Source organism: Pseudomonas sp. UBA5666 (assembly GCF_002420785.1).
Lineage (GTDB): Bacteria > Pseudomonadota > Gammaproteobacteria > Pseudomonadales > Pseudomonadaceae > Aquipseudomonas > Aquipseudomonas fulva.
In genome coordinates this window covers 14676-32008 of sequence record NZ_DIIQ01000045.1, presented here as the reverse complement: position 1 = coordinate 32008, position 17333 = coordinate 14676, and the positions used below count along the sequence as shown (strand labels likewise).

Below are 17333 nucleotides of genomic sequence, written 5' to 3'. Positions count from 1 at the left end.
GAGTGTCCTTACTGCTGATCATCGTCCTTGCCCCCGGGGATGTACCCGGCGGGTTTGCAGCGGCCTCAGACCACATGGATACCGCTTTGCACCCACAAGTGGTGACTCGGATCCTCCTGAGCCGTGTACTGGTTATAGTCGATACCGTCGGCAGTTTGGTTCCCCACCTTGCTCCAGGTGTCGGTCATGTGAACCGAGTCACTGTCATCCCCCTTGATGATCAGCGTGTCGCTGGCGCTGTCGGTAACCGCCACCACGTCGGCCAGGGTCAATGTGAGAGTCACTGCGCTGGTGTCGTTGAGGTCGATGGTGTCGATCTCGTGCACCCGACCGACCAGGTTGCCCAGGTCGATGCTGGCATCACCGCCATTCCAGAGCAGCGTGTCGCTACCGCTTCCCCCGTTGATGCTGGCAAAGCCCTGGTCGCTGATCACCAGAGTATCGTTACCGGCGCCTCCGTCGAGCGTGACCGCGCTACCGGCACTGGCCACCAGCGTGTCATCGCCATCGGTGCCGGCGATCACCTCACTGGCAGCGACCGTGGCGACACCGGCCAGCGCCGCGCCCTCGTCACCGGTGTCCGCCATGATCGCAGCGGTGGCGGCAAAGCCTGTGACCGGGTCGAGGTTGATGGTGAGCGTGGCGGTGTCGGTAGTGCCGTTGGGGTGGGTCAGCTCGTAAGTGAACACCTCTTGTTGCCCGATCACCGACGAACTGAGGCCGGCATCGAGGGTATAGGCGTAGCTGCCATCGGCCTGCACCACCAAGGTCCCGTAGCTGCCCTGGACGATGGCCCCGTTGTAGCCCGGGATGGTGAAGGTGTTCGCCGCCGTCAGCACGCTCAGCACCGTCAGGGGCGAGCCCAGATTGTCGGCGCCCGCGCCGTCGGTCAGCAGGTTGCCGGTGACCGGCGTATAGCTGCCTACCACGAACTCATTGAGGTGAGTGGCCGTGGCATTGACCGTGGTGGTCAGCGAGCTGAGTAGTCCAATGCCGCCTGCGGTGACCCGCACGTGGTAGGTGCCGGCGCCCTGGTTCTGGAAGGTGTAGCCCGCTCCCCCGCCCAGCAGAGTGACCAGTGAACCACCGCCGACGGTCTGCACCGTCACGTACTGCCCGGTGGCCGGGTTGAGCTTGAGCAGCTCAAGCGTGGTGCCGTTGAGCAGGGTCAGCAGGTTGGCAGAATTGAGGACTACCTGTACATCAGCGGTGGTGTTGGCTGCCACGGTAGTGGTGTACGTGGCCGAGCGGGTACCGAGCACCGGCAAGGACAGCGGTGAGAACGTGGTGGTGCTGCTGGTTTGCAGGTTCACCAGGCTGATGTTGGTGTTGTCGACGTCATTCACCGCGTCCACTACGGTGGCGGGCGCTGCATAGTTGGTGTTGCTCCACACCTCGGTGGCTTGTGGGCTGTCGATGCGCACGTACAGGTTGGCCGTGTCGGACTTGCCGTTCGGATGCACCAGCTGATAGCTGAACACATCCACCTTGCCGACGCTGCTCGGGCTGCCGTTGGGGGTATAGGTGTAGCTGCCATCGCCCCGTATTACCAGGGTCCCGTACTGGCCCTGCACGGTGGTAGCGCTGCCAGCGGTCACGTAGCTCCCGCCCTTGAGCACTTGCAGCACCGCGTCGCTGTCCGGCCCACGCGCATCGGTCGTGCCGTCGATACCCACATCGGTGACGACGTTGCCGGACGTCGCTGCGCCCGTACCGGTGAACTGGGTCAGGCTGGTGGTATCGACCTGCAACGTGGTGTTGACCGTGGTCAGCAGGCCGATACCGCCGCTGCCCACGGTCAGCCGGTAGTCACCGGCACGCAGCTCGCCGATGTCCACGCGCAGGCCTTGGCCCAGCGGCAGCAATACCAGGTCGAGCAAGCCCTGGCTGTTACCGGTCGCCAGCGTCACCCAGGCGCCGCTGGCATTTTTCACCTGCAAGGTGAAGGTGGCGTTGTCCAGCAGGGCCAGGGCACTGCCCGTGTTGAGCGTCAGCGTTGGATCCGCCGTTGTGCCTGCTCCCACTGTCCAGGTAAAGGTCTTGCTGAAGCCCGCCAGCAGGGTGCTGAACGAGTCCTGGTAGGTACGGCTGCTGACGACGGGCGCAAGGTTGACCACGGCGGTTGCCAGGTTGTCGCTGGCGATGACCGGCGCATCGGCGTCCACATCGGGCGCGGTGACGGTGACGTTGCCCGACACGTTGCCGCGTGGGTCGCTCAGGGTGATCGACAGCAGCTGGCCATTGTCCTGTGGTGGGTTCAAGGCCACGGTGAAGCTGCCGTTAGGCTGCACGGTACCGGTTTGCAGCACCGTGCCGGTTGCGCTGCGCACGGTGACGGTGGCGCCGGGCTCGCCGGTACCGGTCAGGCTGGTACCGTCGGCATTGACCTGCAGGTTGCCGGCGACTGCTGGCGGGGTGAAGTCCGGCGCGGTCAACGCGGTGGGCGTCGAAACGTTGCCTGCTGCGTCCGTGAGCGTGACCGACAACGCCTGGTTGTCGATCTGCGCGGCCGCCAGGCTGACCACGAACAGGCCGTTGCTGCCGACCGTGGCGGTGCCCAGCACCGTACCGGCGCCGTTGCGCACTTGTACCGTGCTGCCGACCTGGCCCGAGCCGCTGACGGCGGTGCCGGTGGGGTTGATGGTGGCAATCGGCGCGGCAGGCGGCGTGGTATCGGGTGCGAACACACTGGCGCTGCCGGACAGGTTGCCGGCGGCATCGGTCTGGCGCACCACCAGCAGTTGCCCATCGTTCTGCGGCGAGGTCAGGGCGATGGTGAAGGTGCCGTTGGCCTGCACCACACCGGTACCGACCTGGCCACCTGGGCCTTGCACGGTAACGGTAGCGCCTGCTTCTCCGTTGCCGGTCAGCACGGTGCCCGCACCGTTGACCGTCACGTTGGTCGGCGCAGCCGGTGGTTGGAGGTCAGGCGCGGTGAAGGCCGTGCTGCCAGAGGCGTTGCCCGCCCCGTCGGTCTGGCTGACGTTCAGCACCTGGCCATTCAACTGCGGTGCATTGAGGTTGATGCTGAACTCGCCTGCGGCGTTGACCTGCCCGGTGCCCAGCACCGCATTGCCGGCGCTGCGCACGGTCACGGTTGCGCCCGCTTCGCCGGTGCCGGTCAGTACCAGGCCATTGGTCGACAGCGCGGCGATGACAGGGTTTGCAGGCGGGGTGATGTCTGCCGCCACCACGAAGGTCGGCTGCGATTCGCCGCCAACCAAGGCAACGGCCGTGACGGTCAGTTGCTGCCCGTTGAGCTGTGCAGTCGTCAGTTGCAGGCTGAACGTACCGTTCAAGGTGGCGCCGCCGACACCAATCTGATTGCCTGCCGCGTCGTATACCCGAATGCCTGTTCCCGAAGGCGCATTGCCCGACAAAGTCAGGCCATCGCTGGCCAGCACGACATTGGTAGGTGGTACAGGAGGGGGTGCCAACGGCGTGACAAAGGTGATGCTGGCAGACGTATTGGCCGCCGCATCGGTCTGGTAGACCACCAGCGACGCCACCGAGCCGGCAGGCGGACTGGTGACGATCTGGAAGGTCCCGGCCTCGCTGACTTCACCGGTACCGATCACCGTCCCGTTTTTGCTGATGGTAACAGTTGCGCCTGGCTCGCCACGGCCCGTGATCACGGTGAAGGTGTTGTCCACCGCCAGGTCTGTGACGGCATCGGGCGGCGAGGTATCCCGGGCCAGCAAGGTGGCCGGGAGTGAGGTGTTGCCTGCTGCGTCGATGGAGACGACGGTCAGAAGCTGGCCGTTGTCCTGGGCTGGATCCAGGGCGATCGTGAAGGCACCGCCCGCCGCCACCTGCACAGTGCCGACTTCGACACCGTCCGGCCCGCGCACGCTGATGGTGGTGCCGGCTTCGGCCGTGCCGGTGAGGGTCTGGCCGGTGGCATCGAGCACCAGGTCGCCCGGCTGCACCGGTGGGGTGAGGTCAGGCGCTTGCAATTGCACCCCCGGCGATGGGTTGCCGGTGGCGTCCTGGGCGATGAGGGTCAGCACTTCACCGTTGATCTGTGCCGGCGTCAGTGCCACCACGAAACGGCCGTCAGCGGCGACGACAACCTGGCCTACCAGATCGCCCTGGCTGTTGAGCACCGTCACGCGCGCCCCGACTTCGGCTGTGCCGACCAATTGGGTGCCGCTGCTGTTGATGGTCGCCACCACTGCTTCAGGGGGCGTGATGTCCAGTGCGGTCAGGGTGCTGACCGGCGAGACGTTCTGGGCAGCATCGGTCAGGGTCACCTGCAAGCGCTCGCCATTGAGCTGCGGGGTTTGCAGGGCGATGGTGAAGGTGCCTGCGGCGCTCACCACACCCGTGCCGATCTGTGTCGTGCCCACGAACACCCGCACGGTGGCGCCCACTTCACCGACGCCACCGAGGGTGTCGCCGGCCGCATTGAGCCGCAACTCGGTCGCCGCTGCTGGCGGCGTCAGGTCTGGCGCCTGCACCGTGACCGCCTCGCTGACGTTGCCGGGTGGGTCGGCCTGCAGCACGGAAAGCACTTGGTTATCGATCTGAGCCGGCGACAGGTCCACACGGAAGCTGCCGTCGGCCAGGACCGGGCCCGTGCCCAGCGTCACGCCCGCTGCATCCCTGACGGTTACCGTTGATCCCGGCTCACCAAAGCCGGTGACCACGCTGCCATCGGCGTTGATCACTACCTGCGTCAATGGCTCTGGTGGGGTGAAATCAGGCGTTTGCAAGGTGGCGACCGGCGAGACATTACCGGCCGCATCGGCCTGGGTGAAGCTCAGCACTTCGGCGTTGGTGAGCGGCGGGTCGAGGGTCAGCGTGAAGTTGCCGCTGGCATCGACAATGGCGCTGCCGATGTCCTCACCCGCTGCATTGGTGACGGTCACTGCTGCGCCGGCTTCGCCGCGCCCTGTGATGGTGACGCCGTCACTGGAAACCGCCAGCTCTGCCGGTGCGGTTGGCGGCGTGGTATCGGGCGCGGTGATGACGCTGGCGCCCGATTGGTTGCCGGCGGCGTCGGTCAGCAGCACCTGCACCTGTTGCCCGTTGGCCTGAGGCGCAGAGAGGTTGACCTGGAAGGTGCCATCGACACGCACGGTGTCGGTGCCCAGCACACTGCCGTCGGCAGCGATCACCCGCACGGTGACGCCTGGCTCGCCTGTCCCGTTGAGCAGGCTGCCACCGCCAGCGAAGGCCAAGTCCTGTGCAGGTGTTGGCGCGGTGCGGTCTGGCGCGGTAAGGCTGACGCTGTTCGATTCGTTACCGGCCACATCGGCCTGGCTGGCATTGAGCAGCTCGCCGTCCAGTTGTGCCGTGGCCAGCGTGGCGCTGAAGTTGCCAGCGGCATCGACCACGGCGGTGCCGAGTTCGACACCACCTTCGCCAGTGATGGTCACGGTAGCGCCCGGTTCGCCGCGGCCGGTCACGACCAGGCCGTCGCCAGACAGCACCAGGCCGGTGAGCAGCAGCGGCGCCGTGGTATCCGGCGCCTGCAGCGTGGCAGGTAGCGATACCGCGCCGTCGGTGCCAGTAGCGGCGATCAGCAGCACTTCGCCGTTGGCCTGCGGGCTGCCAAGGTTGACCGTGAAACTGCCGTCATTGGCCACCGGGCTGCTGCCCAGGAGTTGCCCATTGGTGCCGTACACGTTGACGGTGGTGCCGCTGGCTGCCGTTCCCGAGACCGACAGGCCGTCGGCGGCCAGGACCAAGTCTGCCGGGGTTGCCGGTGCCAAAGGCCCAGGGGCGTTGATCGATTGGGCAGGCGAGACGTTCTGTGCTGCGTCGGCTTGCACCACGCTCAAGGTTTCACCCACCAGTGCCGCAGGGCTGAGGCTGACGTTGAAGCGACCGTCGGCTGCGACCACTGCTGTGCCCAACAGGCTGCCATCGGCTGCACTGACGCGCACTGTGGCACCGGCCTCACCGCTACCCACCAGGCTTGCGCCGTCGGCGGACACGGCCAGGTTGCTGACGGCGGCTGGCGGCGTGGTGTCCGCTGCGGTATAGGGCGCAGCGGTCGAAACGTTGCCGGCAGCGTCGGTGGCGGTCACCTGCAGGGCCTGCCCGTTGGTTTGGGGCGCGTTGAGGGTTACCTGGAAGGTACCATTGGCGGCGGCGACTGCCGTGCCCAGCACGTTGCCGGCGTTGTCACGCACGGTCACCGTGCTGTTTGCTTCGGCGCTGCCGGTCATCTGCAGGCCCGACGGGGCGAGCAGCAGGTTGACCGGCGCGTCGGGGGCGGTGAAGTCCGGCGCAGTCACGGCAACCGCCACCGATGTGTTGTTGCCCGCATCGGTCTGGGTGACGCTCAGGCGCTGCGCGTTGAGCTGGGCGCTGTTCAGGGTCAGGGTAAAGCTGCCATTGGCCGCGACCAGTCCTGTACCGAGGATAGTGCCGTCGACCCCGCGCACGCTGACGGTGGCGCCTGCTTCGCCCAAGCCGGTCAGGGTCAGGCCGTTGTTGTTAAGCACCACGTTGGTCAGGGTGGCAGGGGGCGTGAGGTCTGGCGTGGTGAGGTTGACGGCGACCGAGGTATTGCCGGCGGCATCGACCTGGGTGACGCCGATGGCCTGACCATTGGCCTGGGGCGTATCGAACACCACGGTAAAGCGGCCATCCACACCCACCGTCGCGGTTCCCAGCACGGTGCCGGAAGCGTTGCGCACCTGCATGGTGGCGCCGGGTTCACCGCTGCCGGACAGCTGCCGGCCATCGCCGCTCAACTGCGCGTCGATCACTGCCGCTGGCGGTGTGCGGTCTGGGGTCGCGAGGCTGGCCGGCGCCGACACGTTGCCGGCTACGTCGCTGAGGGTGACCTGCAGCGCGCTGCCGGTGGTCTGGGCACTGGGCAGGGTGATCTGGAACTGGCCACTCTGGTTGACGGTGCCGGTGGCCAGTACCGCGCCGCTGGCATCGCGAATCGTCACCAGCGCCCCGGCTTCACCCTGGCCGCTGACGACCGTGGCTGCGTTGTTCAAGCTCAGGTTGTTGGCAGCCAGAGGCGCCTGCAGATCGGGTGCCTGCAAGGTCGCAGCCAATGACACATTACCGGCCGCGTCCGCCTGGGTCACGATGAGGTTCTGGGCGTTGGCCACTGCCGGGACGAAGTCGACCGTGAACAAGCCATTGCTGCCTACGGTCGCGCTGCCCAGGAAGTTGCCCAAGCTATCGCTGACACGCACGGTAGCGCCCACTTCCCCCTGGCCGGTCAAGGTGCTGCCGATACGGTCGATGGCCACGCCTGTCGGTGCATCAGGCGGCGTGGTGTCTTCGGCAACCACGGTGGCTGGCACCGAGGGTTGGCCGCCTGCCGTGGCTCGCGCGGTGACCTGCAATTTCTGCGCATTGAGCTGGGCATTGAGGAAGAACACGCGGAAGATGCCGTCGGTGCCAACCGTCGCCGTGCCCAATGTGGTACCGGCGGATGTCACGGTAATCAAGGTACCGACGGTGCCCTGGCCGGTCAGGAGGAAGCCGTCTTCGCTGATCGCCAGGTTGCTTGGGGCCGCCACTTCGTTACCGGTCGGGCCTTGCAGCTGCACGTCGGTGGAGGCGTTGCCGGACGGGTCGATCACGACCACGTCGACCGTTTCGCCCGTGCTCAGGGGCGGGTCGACCGGGATCACGAAGGTGCCGTCCGGGCCGGCCGTATCACTGCCGCGCTCGGAGCCATCCGGGTTGCGGATGACCACCGTGCTGCCAGGTTCGGCCGTGCCGCCGACCGTCGTACCATCGGGGCTCACGCTGACATTGGTAGCTGGCAGCGGATCGGTGTTGTCCGGTGCTGTCACGCTGATCGGCGCCGATGCATTGCCGGTCGGGTCGGTGACCACGACGGTGACGGTCTCCCCATTGTTTTGCGCGGTGGGCAGCGTCACGCTGAAGCCGCCGTCGGCGTCTACCGGGACAGTGACTTCACCGCCGGCACTGTCGCGTACCGTGACGGTCTGGGCGCCAGGCGCGTTACCGGTCACAGTGGTGCCGTCTTCGCTGACCACCACGCCGGTGGGTTGCGCAGGTGGGGTGATGTCCGGCGCGGTGACCTGGCCTGGCAACGAGACGTTGCCGGCGCCGTCGATCAATACGACGTCCAGCACCTGGCCATCGAGCTGCGCAGGTGACACGGGTACGGTGAAATTACCACCCTCAGGCACCAGGATACTGCCCAGCACGGCGCCGCCAGCGCCCCGTACTTCCACCGTGGCGCCGGGCTCGCCAACGCCCTGGATGGCAGTGCCGCCCGGGGTGATGACAAGACCCGTAGCGGTTGCCGGTGGTGTGCTGTCGTCAGCCGTGAGCGTGGTTGCAGGCGACAGGTTGCCCTGTGCGTCGATGAGGATCACCGACAGCACTTCGCCATTGGTTTGCGCTGGGGTGAGAGGGACTTCGAAGTTGCCATCTACCCCTACTTCGACGCTGCCCAGCACATTGCCAGCGGCATCGCGCACCTCGACAGTGGTCCCGGCCTCACCTTGACCGCTCAGTACGTTCCCGGCGTCATTGAGCGAGAGGCCAACAGCCGCCAGAGGCGGTGCGAGGTCGGGCGCCGTCACGGTGCCCGCCGGGGACGGGTTGCCGGCAGGGTCGGTCTGTATGATCGACAGGTCCTGGCCACCGAGCTGCGCGGGTACCAGGGTGACGCTGAAATTGCCATCGGCTTGAACCTCGGCAGTGCCCAGCACGATGCCAGCCACACCGGTCACCGTGACTTGTGCGCCAGGCTCGCCCGTGCCGGTCACGAGGGTGCCATCGGCTGATACCAGCAGGGTGCCGGGTAGGGCAGGCGGTTCGTTGTCCGGTGCAGTCAGATCGACGGCTTGGGACAGGTTGCCGGCAGCATCACGCTGTTCGACACTCAGCACTTGGCCATTGGTCTGCGCGGGGTCGAGCGTGACCGAGAAGGCGCCATTGCCGCCTACCTGGGCGAAGCCCAGCACGGCGCCGTTCGGCGCGCGTACGGTCACCGTGGCGCCGGCTTCGCCAGTACCGCTCACCGCGCTGCCTGCGCCGTTGATGACCGCATCGGTAACCTGCTGAGGTGGCGTGGTATCCGGCGCCGTGAAGGGTACAGGCCCTGCGCTGTTGCCCAGGTTGTCGGTGGCTTCCACGCTCAAGCTTTCGCCGTTGCGCTGGGCAGCGGACAGGGTGACGTCGAAGCGTCCGTCAGCGCCCACGGTTGCGCTGCCCAACACAGCGCCGCCTGCGTCGCGGACGGTGATGATCGAGCCGACCTGACCCACGCCGGTGAGGTGGATACCCGCCGTGTCGATGGCCAACGCAGAAGGCTGCAGCGGGCCGTCCAGATCAGGCGCCGTGAGGGTGGCGCTGGAGGTGTTGCCGGCGCCATCGCGCACGGTGACTTCCAGGGTCTGGCCATCGGTTTGTGGTGGCGTCAGCTGCACGCTGATAACGCCGTTGGCACCGATTTGAGCCGTGCCGAGCACGTTGCCATCGGCATCGGTGACCTGCACCGTGGCTCCTGCCTCGCCCCGTCCGGTCAATACGCTGCCATTGGTGTTCAACTGCAGCTCGGTAGGTTCATTGGGGGCCGTGATGTCGGGAGCGACGATCTGCACGGGCAGCGAGGGGGTGCCGTCGCCGTCGACGGCGACCACATCCAGGGTTTCGCCGTTCGCCTGGGCCGGTGTGAGCCCCACGGTGAAGCTGCCGTCAGGGTTGGCCTGCACGGTGCCGATGACATTGCCCTGGGCATCGCGTACTTCAACCTGAGCGTTGCCCGGTGCGGTGCCACTGACCGAGGTGCCGTCCCCAGCCACCACGATATCGGTCGGGCTGGCCGGTACAGGGGCTTGCGAAACGGTGACGTCTATCACCGTGGAGGTATTGCCAGCTGCGTCGGTCTGCACCAGCGAGATGGCCTGGCCGGCCGCCAGCGGCGCATCGAGGTTGACGACGAAGGTGCCGTTGACCGCGACAGTCCCCGTGCCGATGACAAGGCCCTCATCATTGCGCACCTGTACGGTGGCGCCCGGTTCACCCCTGCCTGCGACGGCGAGGCTTCCCGCACCTGCTTGCACGTTGCTGACCGGCACTGGCGGCGTGATGTCGGGGGCGACATAGCCCAGCGGCACCGAGCTGTTACCCGCAGCGTCGGTCACGGTCACGGACAGGGCCTGACCGTTGGCCTGCGGCGGGTCGAGTGTGAGGCTGAAGGTACCGCCGGGCTGGGCGATGGCGCTGCCGATCAGGGTGCCAGCGGCGTCGCGCACTTCAACGCGCGCGCCGGCCTCGGCAGTACCGCTCAAGGTCACGCCGTTTTCCAGCGCCAGATTGGCAGGCTGCAGCGGCGCCACCTGGTCAGGCGCGGCCAGCGAGCTTGGCGCCGAGACGTTGCCCGCTGCATCGGTAAGGGTGACCTGGAGCGCCGAGCCGTCAATCACCGGCGTCTGCAACTGCACCACGAAGGTGCCGTCGGCTTGTACCGTGCCGCTTGCCAGCAGCTGCCCCTGATAATTACGCACTTGCACGGTGGTGCCGACTTCGCCGCGCCCGGAAACGGTGGCGCCATTGGCACTGATCACAAGGTCGGTGGCAGGTTGTGGCGGCGTGTTGTCGCCCCCGTTGTCAATCACAGGCGCAGTGACCGAGCCTGGCAACGAGGCATTGCCGGCGGCATCGGTGGCATTGACCTGCAAGACCTCGCCGTCGACCTGTGGCGGATTCAGGGTGATGCTGAAGACACCGGTTGCACCCACCACGGCTGACCCCAGCACAGTGACCCCGTCAGCGGCCAGCACACGCACGGTGCTGCCTGCTTCGGCGCGCCCCGTGACCACGCTGCCGTCGCCATTGACCTGCAACTCGCCGGGGATGGCTGGTGGCGTGATGTCCGGCGCCGTCACCTGCACGGGCAGGGAGGCGTTTGCTGCGCCATCGATGGCCACCACGTCGAGCAGTTCGCCGTTGGCCTGAGCCGGGTTGAGCACCACGGTGAACGTGCCACCGGCACCTACCACCACACTGCCGACTACGTTGCCATCGGCATCACGTACCTGCACCTGGCTGCCTGCCGGGGCCGTGCCGCTGATGCTGGTGCCGTCGTCGGCCACCACCAGACCGCTCGGGCTGGCCGGGGCCGGAACAAGAGGGACGTCGAACAGCAGCGGTTCGGACGCATTACCGCTGGGGTCGGTCTGCACGAGATTCAGGCGTGCGCCGGGCTGGGCGGGTGGGTTGAGTTCGAGCAGGAAGGTCCCGTTGCCACTCACGGTGCTGCTGCCGATCACAGTGCCGGTCGCATCGCGCACTTCCACGCGCGCGCCCGCTTCGCCTCGACCGGCCACGGTCAAGCCGGCGTTGCCCACCACGACATTGCTTACCGCAGCCGGCGGCGTGATGTCCGGTGCTTCGAACTGCAGCGGGGTCGAGGCGTTGCCGGCGGCGTCCACCAGGCGTACATCGAGTGCTTCGCCGTTGGCCTGCGCGGGTGCCAGGATGAGACTGAAGTTGCCGTTTGCATCCACCAGGCCGGTGCCGATCACGGCCCCACCAGCGGTGCGTACTTGCACCGTTGCGCCAGGCTCGCCACGACCGGTAAGCGTGATGCCGCCTTCAAGGGCAAGCTCGGTTGGCTGGGCGGGCGCCAGCAGGTCGGGGCTGACCACGGTGGCGGGGGTGGAGGCGTTGCCGGCGGCATCGGTGAGCACGACTTGCAGGGTGCTGCCGTCCTTGACCGCAGGGTCCAGGTTGAGCTGGAAGGTGCCGTCGGCATTGACGGTTCCGCTGGCCAGCAGATTGCCTTGGCCATCGCGTACCTGCACCGTAGCGCCAGCTTCACCGCGCCCGTTCAGTTGCGCGCCGGCAAGGTTGATGGCCAGGCCCGTGGCAGGTGCAGGCGGGGTGTTGTCCACGGCATCGATATCCGGCGCGGTGACATTACCCCCAGCAGAGGTGTTGCCCGCTGCGTCGGTGGCCGTGACCTGCAAGACCTCGCCGTCGACCTGTGGCGGGTTCAATGTGATGCTGAAGCGGCCAGTGGCGCCGACCACTGCGCTGCCCAATACCGTGGTGCCATCGGCAGCCAGCACACGCACGGTGCTGCCGGGTTCGCCACGTCCGCTGAGCACCGTGCCGTCGGCATTGATGGCCAGTTCGCTTGGCGTTGCAGGCGCAGTGATGTCCGGGGCGATGATCTGGGTGGGCAGGGAAGAAAGCCCTGCACTGTCGATCGCGACCACATCGAGCAATTCGCCGTTGGCTTGTGCGGGTGCCAGCTCGACGGTGAAGCTGCCGTCAGGGCCTGCGACTGCGCTGCCAAGCAACGCACCGTCCGCCCCGCGCACTTCCACCCGAGTGCCTGCCGGGGCGGTGCCGGTGAGGGCGGTACCGTCTTCGGACAGTGCCAGCTCAGCAGGGCTGGCGGGTGGATTGGTCGCCGGCACCGCGATTGTCACGGGGATAGAAGCATTGCCGCTGGGGTCTACCTGAATCAGCCTCAGTTGCTCACCGGCCTGCGCGGCAGGGTCGAGGTTTACCAGGAATGTGCCGTTGGCGGTGACTACGCCGCGACCTAGCAGATTGCCATCGATGTCACGCACTTCAACTGTGGCACCGGCTTCGCCACGACCACTGAGTGCGGTCCCCCCTTGGCCGACCAGAAGATTGGTCACGGCTTCGGGTGGGGTGATGTCCGGGGCATCGAACTGCAACGGGTCAGACGTGTTGCCAGCTGCGTCTACCAGGCGCACGTCCAGCGCCTGGCCGTTGGCCTGGGCAGGAGAGAGGGTGACCGTGAACAGGCCGTCGTCACCCACGATTGCCGAGCCGATCACGGTACCGGTTGCGGTACGGACCTGCACGATGGCACCCGCTTCACCGCGACCGGTCAGGGTCACGCCGCCAGCCAAGGCCAGGTCGGTTGGCTGCGCCGGGGCAATCAGGTCAGGGGAGGTAACGGTCGCGGGCTGGGACACGTTCCCCGCGGCATCGGTGAGCGTGACCTGCAGGTCGCTGCCGTCCTTGACGGCGGGGTCCAGGTTGACAGTGAAGGTGCCATCGGCAGCCACGGTGCCTGTTGCAATCAGGTCACCGGCCGCATTACGCACTTGGACGGTAGCTCCGGCTTCACCGCGACCGCTCAACTGAGTACCCGCCACACCCACGACCAGGTTGGAAGCCGCTTCAGGCGGCGTTGTATCGCCACCGCCATCGATATCCGGTGCGGTGACCGAACTGGCCTGGGATGCATTGCCTGCGGCATCGGTGGCAGTGGCTTGCAGCACTTCGCCGTCTACCTGAGCCGGGTTCAAGGTGATGCTGAACACGCCGGTAGCGCCGACGACCGCCGAGCCCAGCTCGGTGCCGTCAGCGGCCAGAATACGCACGGTGCTACCCGGCTCGGCGCGGCCCGTGACCACGGTGCCGTCGGCGCTCACCGCCAGCTCCGCGGGGGAGGCAGGCGCTGTGATATCGGGGGCGGTGATTTGAGCGGGCAGTGACGACACATCGTCGGCGATGGCCACCACATCCAGCAGTTCGCCATTGGCCTGGGCGGGGTTCAGGTCGATGCTGAAGCTGCCGTCGGCATTGGCTATGGCGCTGCCGATCAACGCACCGCTGGCATCGCGCACCTCGACGCGTGAGCCTGCCGGAGCAGTACCGCTGAGTGCGGTGCCGTCGGCGTTTACCGCCAGGTTGGCAGGGCTTTCCAGGGCTGGCGTCAGGGGCACTTCGTAGTCGACTGCGGGCGAGGCGTTGCCGCTAGGGTCTGTCTGCACCAGGCTCAGTTGCTCGCCGGGTTGCACGGCGGGGTCGAGGTTGACCAGGAAGGTGCCGTTGGCGGTAACCACGGTGCTGCCCAGCAAGGTACCGTTCGCATCGCGCACCTCGACCGTCGCACCTGGCTCGCCTCGGCCACCGATCACGTTACCGCCAGGGCCGACCAGCACATTGGTGACCGCCTCTGGCGGGGTGATGTCAGGGGCATCGAACTGCAAGGGTGCCGAGGCATTGCCTGCCGCATCGACCAGGCGTACGTCCAGTGCCTGGCCGTTGGCCTGGGCAGGGGAGAGGGTGATGCTGAAGGCGCCGTCTGCGCCCACGGTGCCTGTGCCGATCACGGTGCCGGCAGCATCGCGCACTTGCACGGTAGCGCCTGGCTCACCGCGCCCGGTGAAGGTGACACCATCGGCCAGGGCCAGGTCGGTGGGTTGCGCAGGCCCCACAAGATCTGGAGATGCCACGCTGGCGGCTGGCGAAATGTTGCCTGCCGCGTCGGTCAGGGTGACTTGGAGGCTGCTGCCATCCTTGACGGCGGGGTCCAGGTTGACGGTGAAAGTGCCATCGGCGCCGACAGTGCCCGTGGCGAGCAGGTTGCCTGCCGCGTCGCGCACTTGCACGGTGGTGCCGGCTTCGCCGCGACCGGTCAGTTGGCTGCCTGCCAGTCCGATGACCAAGTTCACGGGCGCGTCTGGCGGGGTGACATCACCGCCACCATCGATGTCCGGTGCTGTGACTGCGCTGGCTTGGGATATGTTGCCCGCAGCATCGGCGGCAGTGGCTTGCAGCACTTCGCCGTCTACTTGGGCAGGGTTCAAAGTAATGCTGAACACGCCGGTGGCGCCGACGACCGCCGAGCCCAACTCAGTGCCGTCAGCGGCCAGAATACGCACGGTGCTGCCCGGCTCCGCGCGGCCGGTGACCACGGTGCCGTCGGCGCTCACCGCCAGCTCTGTGGGGGCGGTGGGCGCCGTGATGTCAGGGGCGGTGACTTGGGCGGGCAGCGATGACACATCGTCGGCGATGGCCACCACATCCAGCAGTTCGCCATTGGCCTGAGCGGGGTTCAGGTCGATGCTGAAGCTGCCGTCGGCATTGGCGATGGCGCTGCCGATCAACGCGCCGCTGGCATCGCGCACCTCGACGCGCGAGCCCGCCGGAGCAGTACCGCTGAGCACTGTGCCGTCGGCGTTTACCGCCAGGTTGGCAGGGCTTTCCAGGGCTGGCGTCAGGGGCACTTCGTAGTCGACTGCGGGCGAGGCGTTGCCGCTAGGGTCTGTTTGCACCAGGCTCAGTTGCTCGCCGGGTTGCACGGCGGGGTCGAGGTTGACCAGGAAGGTGCCGTTGGCGGTAACCACAGCGCTGCCCAGCAGGGTACCGTTCGCATCGCGCACCTCGACCGTCGCACCCGGCTCGCCTCGGCCACCGATCACGGTGCCGCTCGGGCCAACCAGCACATTGGTGACCGCCTCTGGCGGGGTGATGTCAGGGGCATCGAACTGCAAGGGTGCCGAGGCATTGCCTGCCGCATCGACCAGGCGTACGTCCAGTGCCTGGCCGTTGGCCTGGGCAGGGGAGAGAGTGACGCTGAAGGCGCCGTCTGCGCCTACGGTGCCTGTGCCGATCACGGTGCCGGCAGCGTCGCGCACCTGCACGGTAGCGCCTGGCTCACCGCGCCCGGTGAAGGTGACGCCATCGGCCAGTGCCAGGTCGGTGGGCTGCGCGGGCCCCACAAGATCTGGCGACGCCACGCTGGCGGCTGGTGAAGTGTTGCCTGCCGCGTCGGTCAGGGTGACTTGAAGGCTACTGCCGTCCTTGACGGCAGGGTCCAGGCTGACGGTGAAGGTGCCATCAGCACCCACGGTGCCCGTGGCGAGCAGGTTGCCTGCCGCGTCGCGCACTTGCACGGTGGTGCCGGCTTCGCCGCGGCCGGTCAGTTGGGTGCCAGCCAGGCCTACCACCAGGTCCACCGGTGCATCCGGCGGCGTGGTGTCACCGCCATCGACCAAGGGCGCGGTGATGTTGGCTGCCGGCGACGTATTGCCTGCCGCGTCGGTGGCGCTCACGGCCAAGGCCTGGCCAGTGGTCTGCGGGGGTTGTAGCGTGATACTGAACAGGCCGTCAGCGCCCGCGATGGCGGTGCCCAGCAACGCGCCGCCGGGGCCGCGTACCGAAACGGTAGACCCGGGCTCGGCCCGCCCGGTCAGGGTGGCACCCTGGGCATCGACGGCCAGATTGGTCGGTGCGAGCGGCGCCGTGAGGTCTGGCGCTACGACAGCACCCGGTGCAGAGACGTTGCCAGCGGCATCGGTAAGGGTAACTTGCAGGTTCTGGCTATCGAGCTGCGCGGGTGTGAGCACCACCTCGAAGGCACCATTGGCCCCCACCACGCCGCTGCCGATCACATTGCCGGCAGCGTCGCGAACATTGACCGTAGTGCCGGGCTCGCCACGGCCCGAAAGGCGCGTGCCATCAGCGGACACAGCGAGCGCCACGGGCGCATCAGGAGGGGTAGTATCGGTGCCATCGACCACTGGAGCGGCAATACCGGCTGCGGCGGACGTGTTGCCCGCCGCATCCTCGGCCGTGACCTGTAAGGCCTGGCCGGCGGTCTGTGCCGGTTGCAGGGTAACGCTGAACAATCCATCCGTCCCTGCCGTGGCCGAGCCCAGCAGCACGCCGTCGGCCCCTCTGACCGACACCGTGGAACCTGGCTCGGCACGGCCGGTAAGCGTTGTACCCTGAGCGTCGATCGCCAGTTCGGTTGGCGCCAGCGGAGCGGTCGCATCCGGTGCGGTCACGGTGCCTGGTGCAGACACATTGCCGGCTGCATCGGTCAAGGTCACTTGCAGGTTTTCGCTGTTGATCTGGGGGGCGTTGAGCGCTACATCGAAGCTGCCATCGGCCCCGACCGTACCGGTACCGAGCAGGTTGCCAGCCGCATCGCGGATGTTCACGATCGCACCCGCTTCACCGCGCCCCGACAGGCGCAGGCCATCCGGGGAAACCAGCAGGTCGATGGGGGTCGCCGGGGCCGTGGTGTCAGGCACTGCACCGCCACCACCGCCGCCGCCGCCACTACCGCCGCCTACCGCCGCCCACGCCGAGCAACCCCAGGCCTGCGATGGCCCACGTCGGCATGGCATCGCCCGCCGTACCGATGCCTGCAACCAGTTCGTCCAGAGAAGCCACTTCGTTGAAGGTGAAGCCGGTGAACGCCTGGGCGTCGTATTCGGCTTGCCAGAGGGTACCGTCTTCGCCGACGAACACCATGTCGCTGCCAACGCCAGCCTGATTCACCGCGAAGAAATTGCCGATGGTGACCTTCTCGCCGGACTTGAGCGTGACGATCAAATCCTGCCCGCGTTGGGTGACGGTGGCGACCTGGTCGGGGGCGACGGGCATCTGCACGACGCCTGGGCCATTGAGACTGATATTGCCCCAGGCATTCTGGGTGGCGACGGCGGACTGCTTATCGGCGACGACGATGTTTTCCATGAAGTGCTCCCTGCTGGTCGACTGATCCCCCCGGCCTGAATGTGGCCGGCATTGCTGCACCAGGTCCTCTGGAACGCGATGCGGCAACCTCGACTGGTGAGTCGAGGCATGGG

1 pseudogene is annotated in these 17333 nt (G+C 67.2%); it reads right to left on the bottom strand.

Annotated elements, in window-relative coordinates:
• Nucleotides 1-65: 65 nt before the first annotated feature.
• Nucleotides 66-17220, bottom strand: a pseudogene (locus tag B2Y33_RS20150) (BapA/Bap/LapF family large adhesin).
• Nucleotides 17221-17333 lie beyond the last annotated feature (113 nt).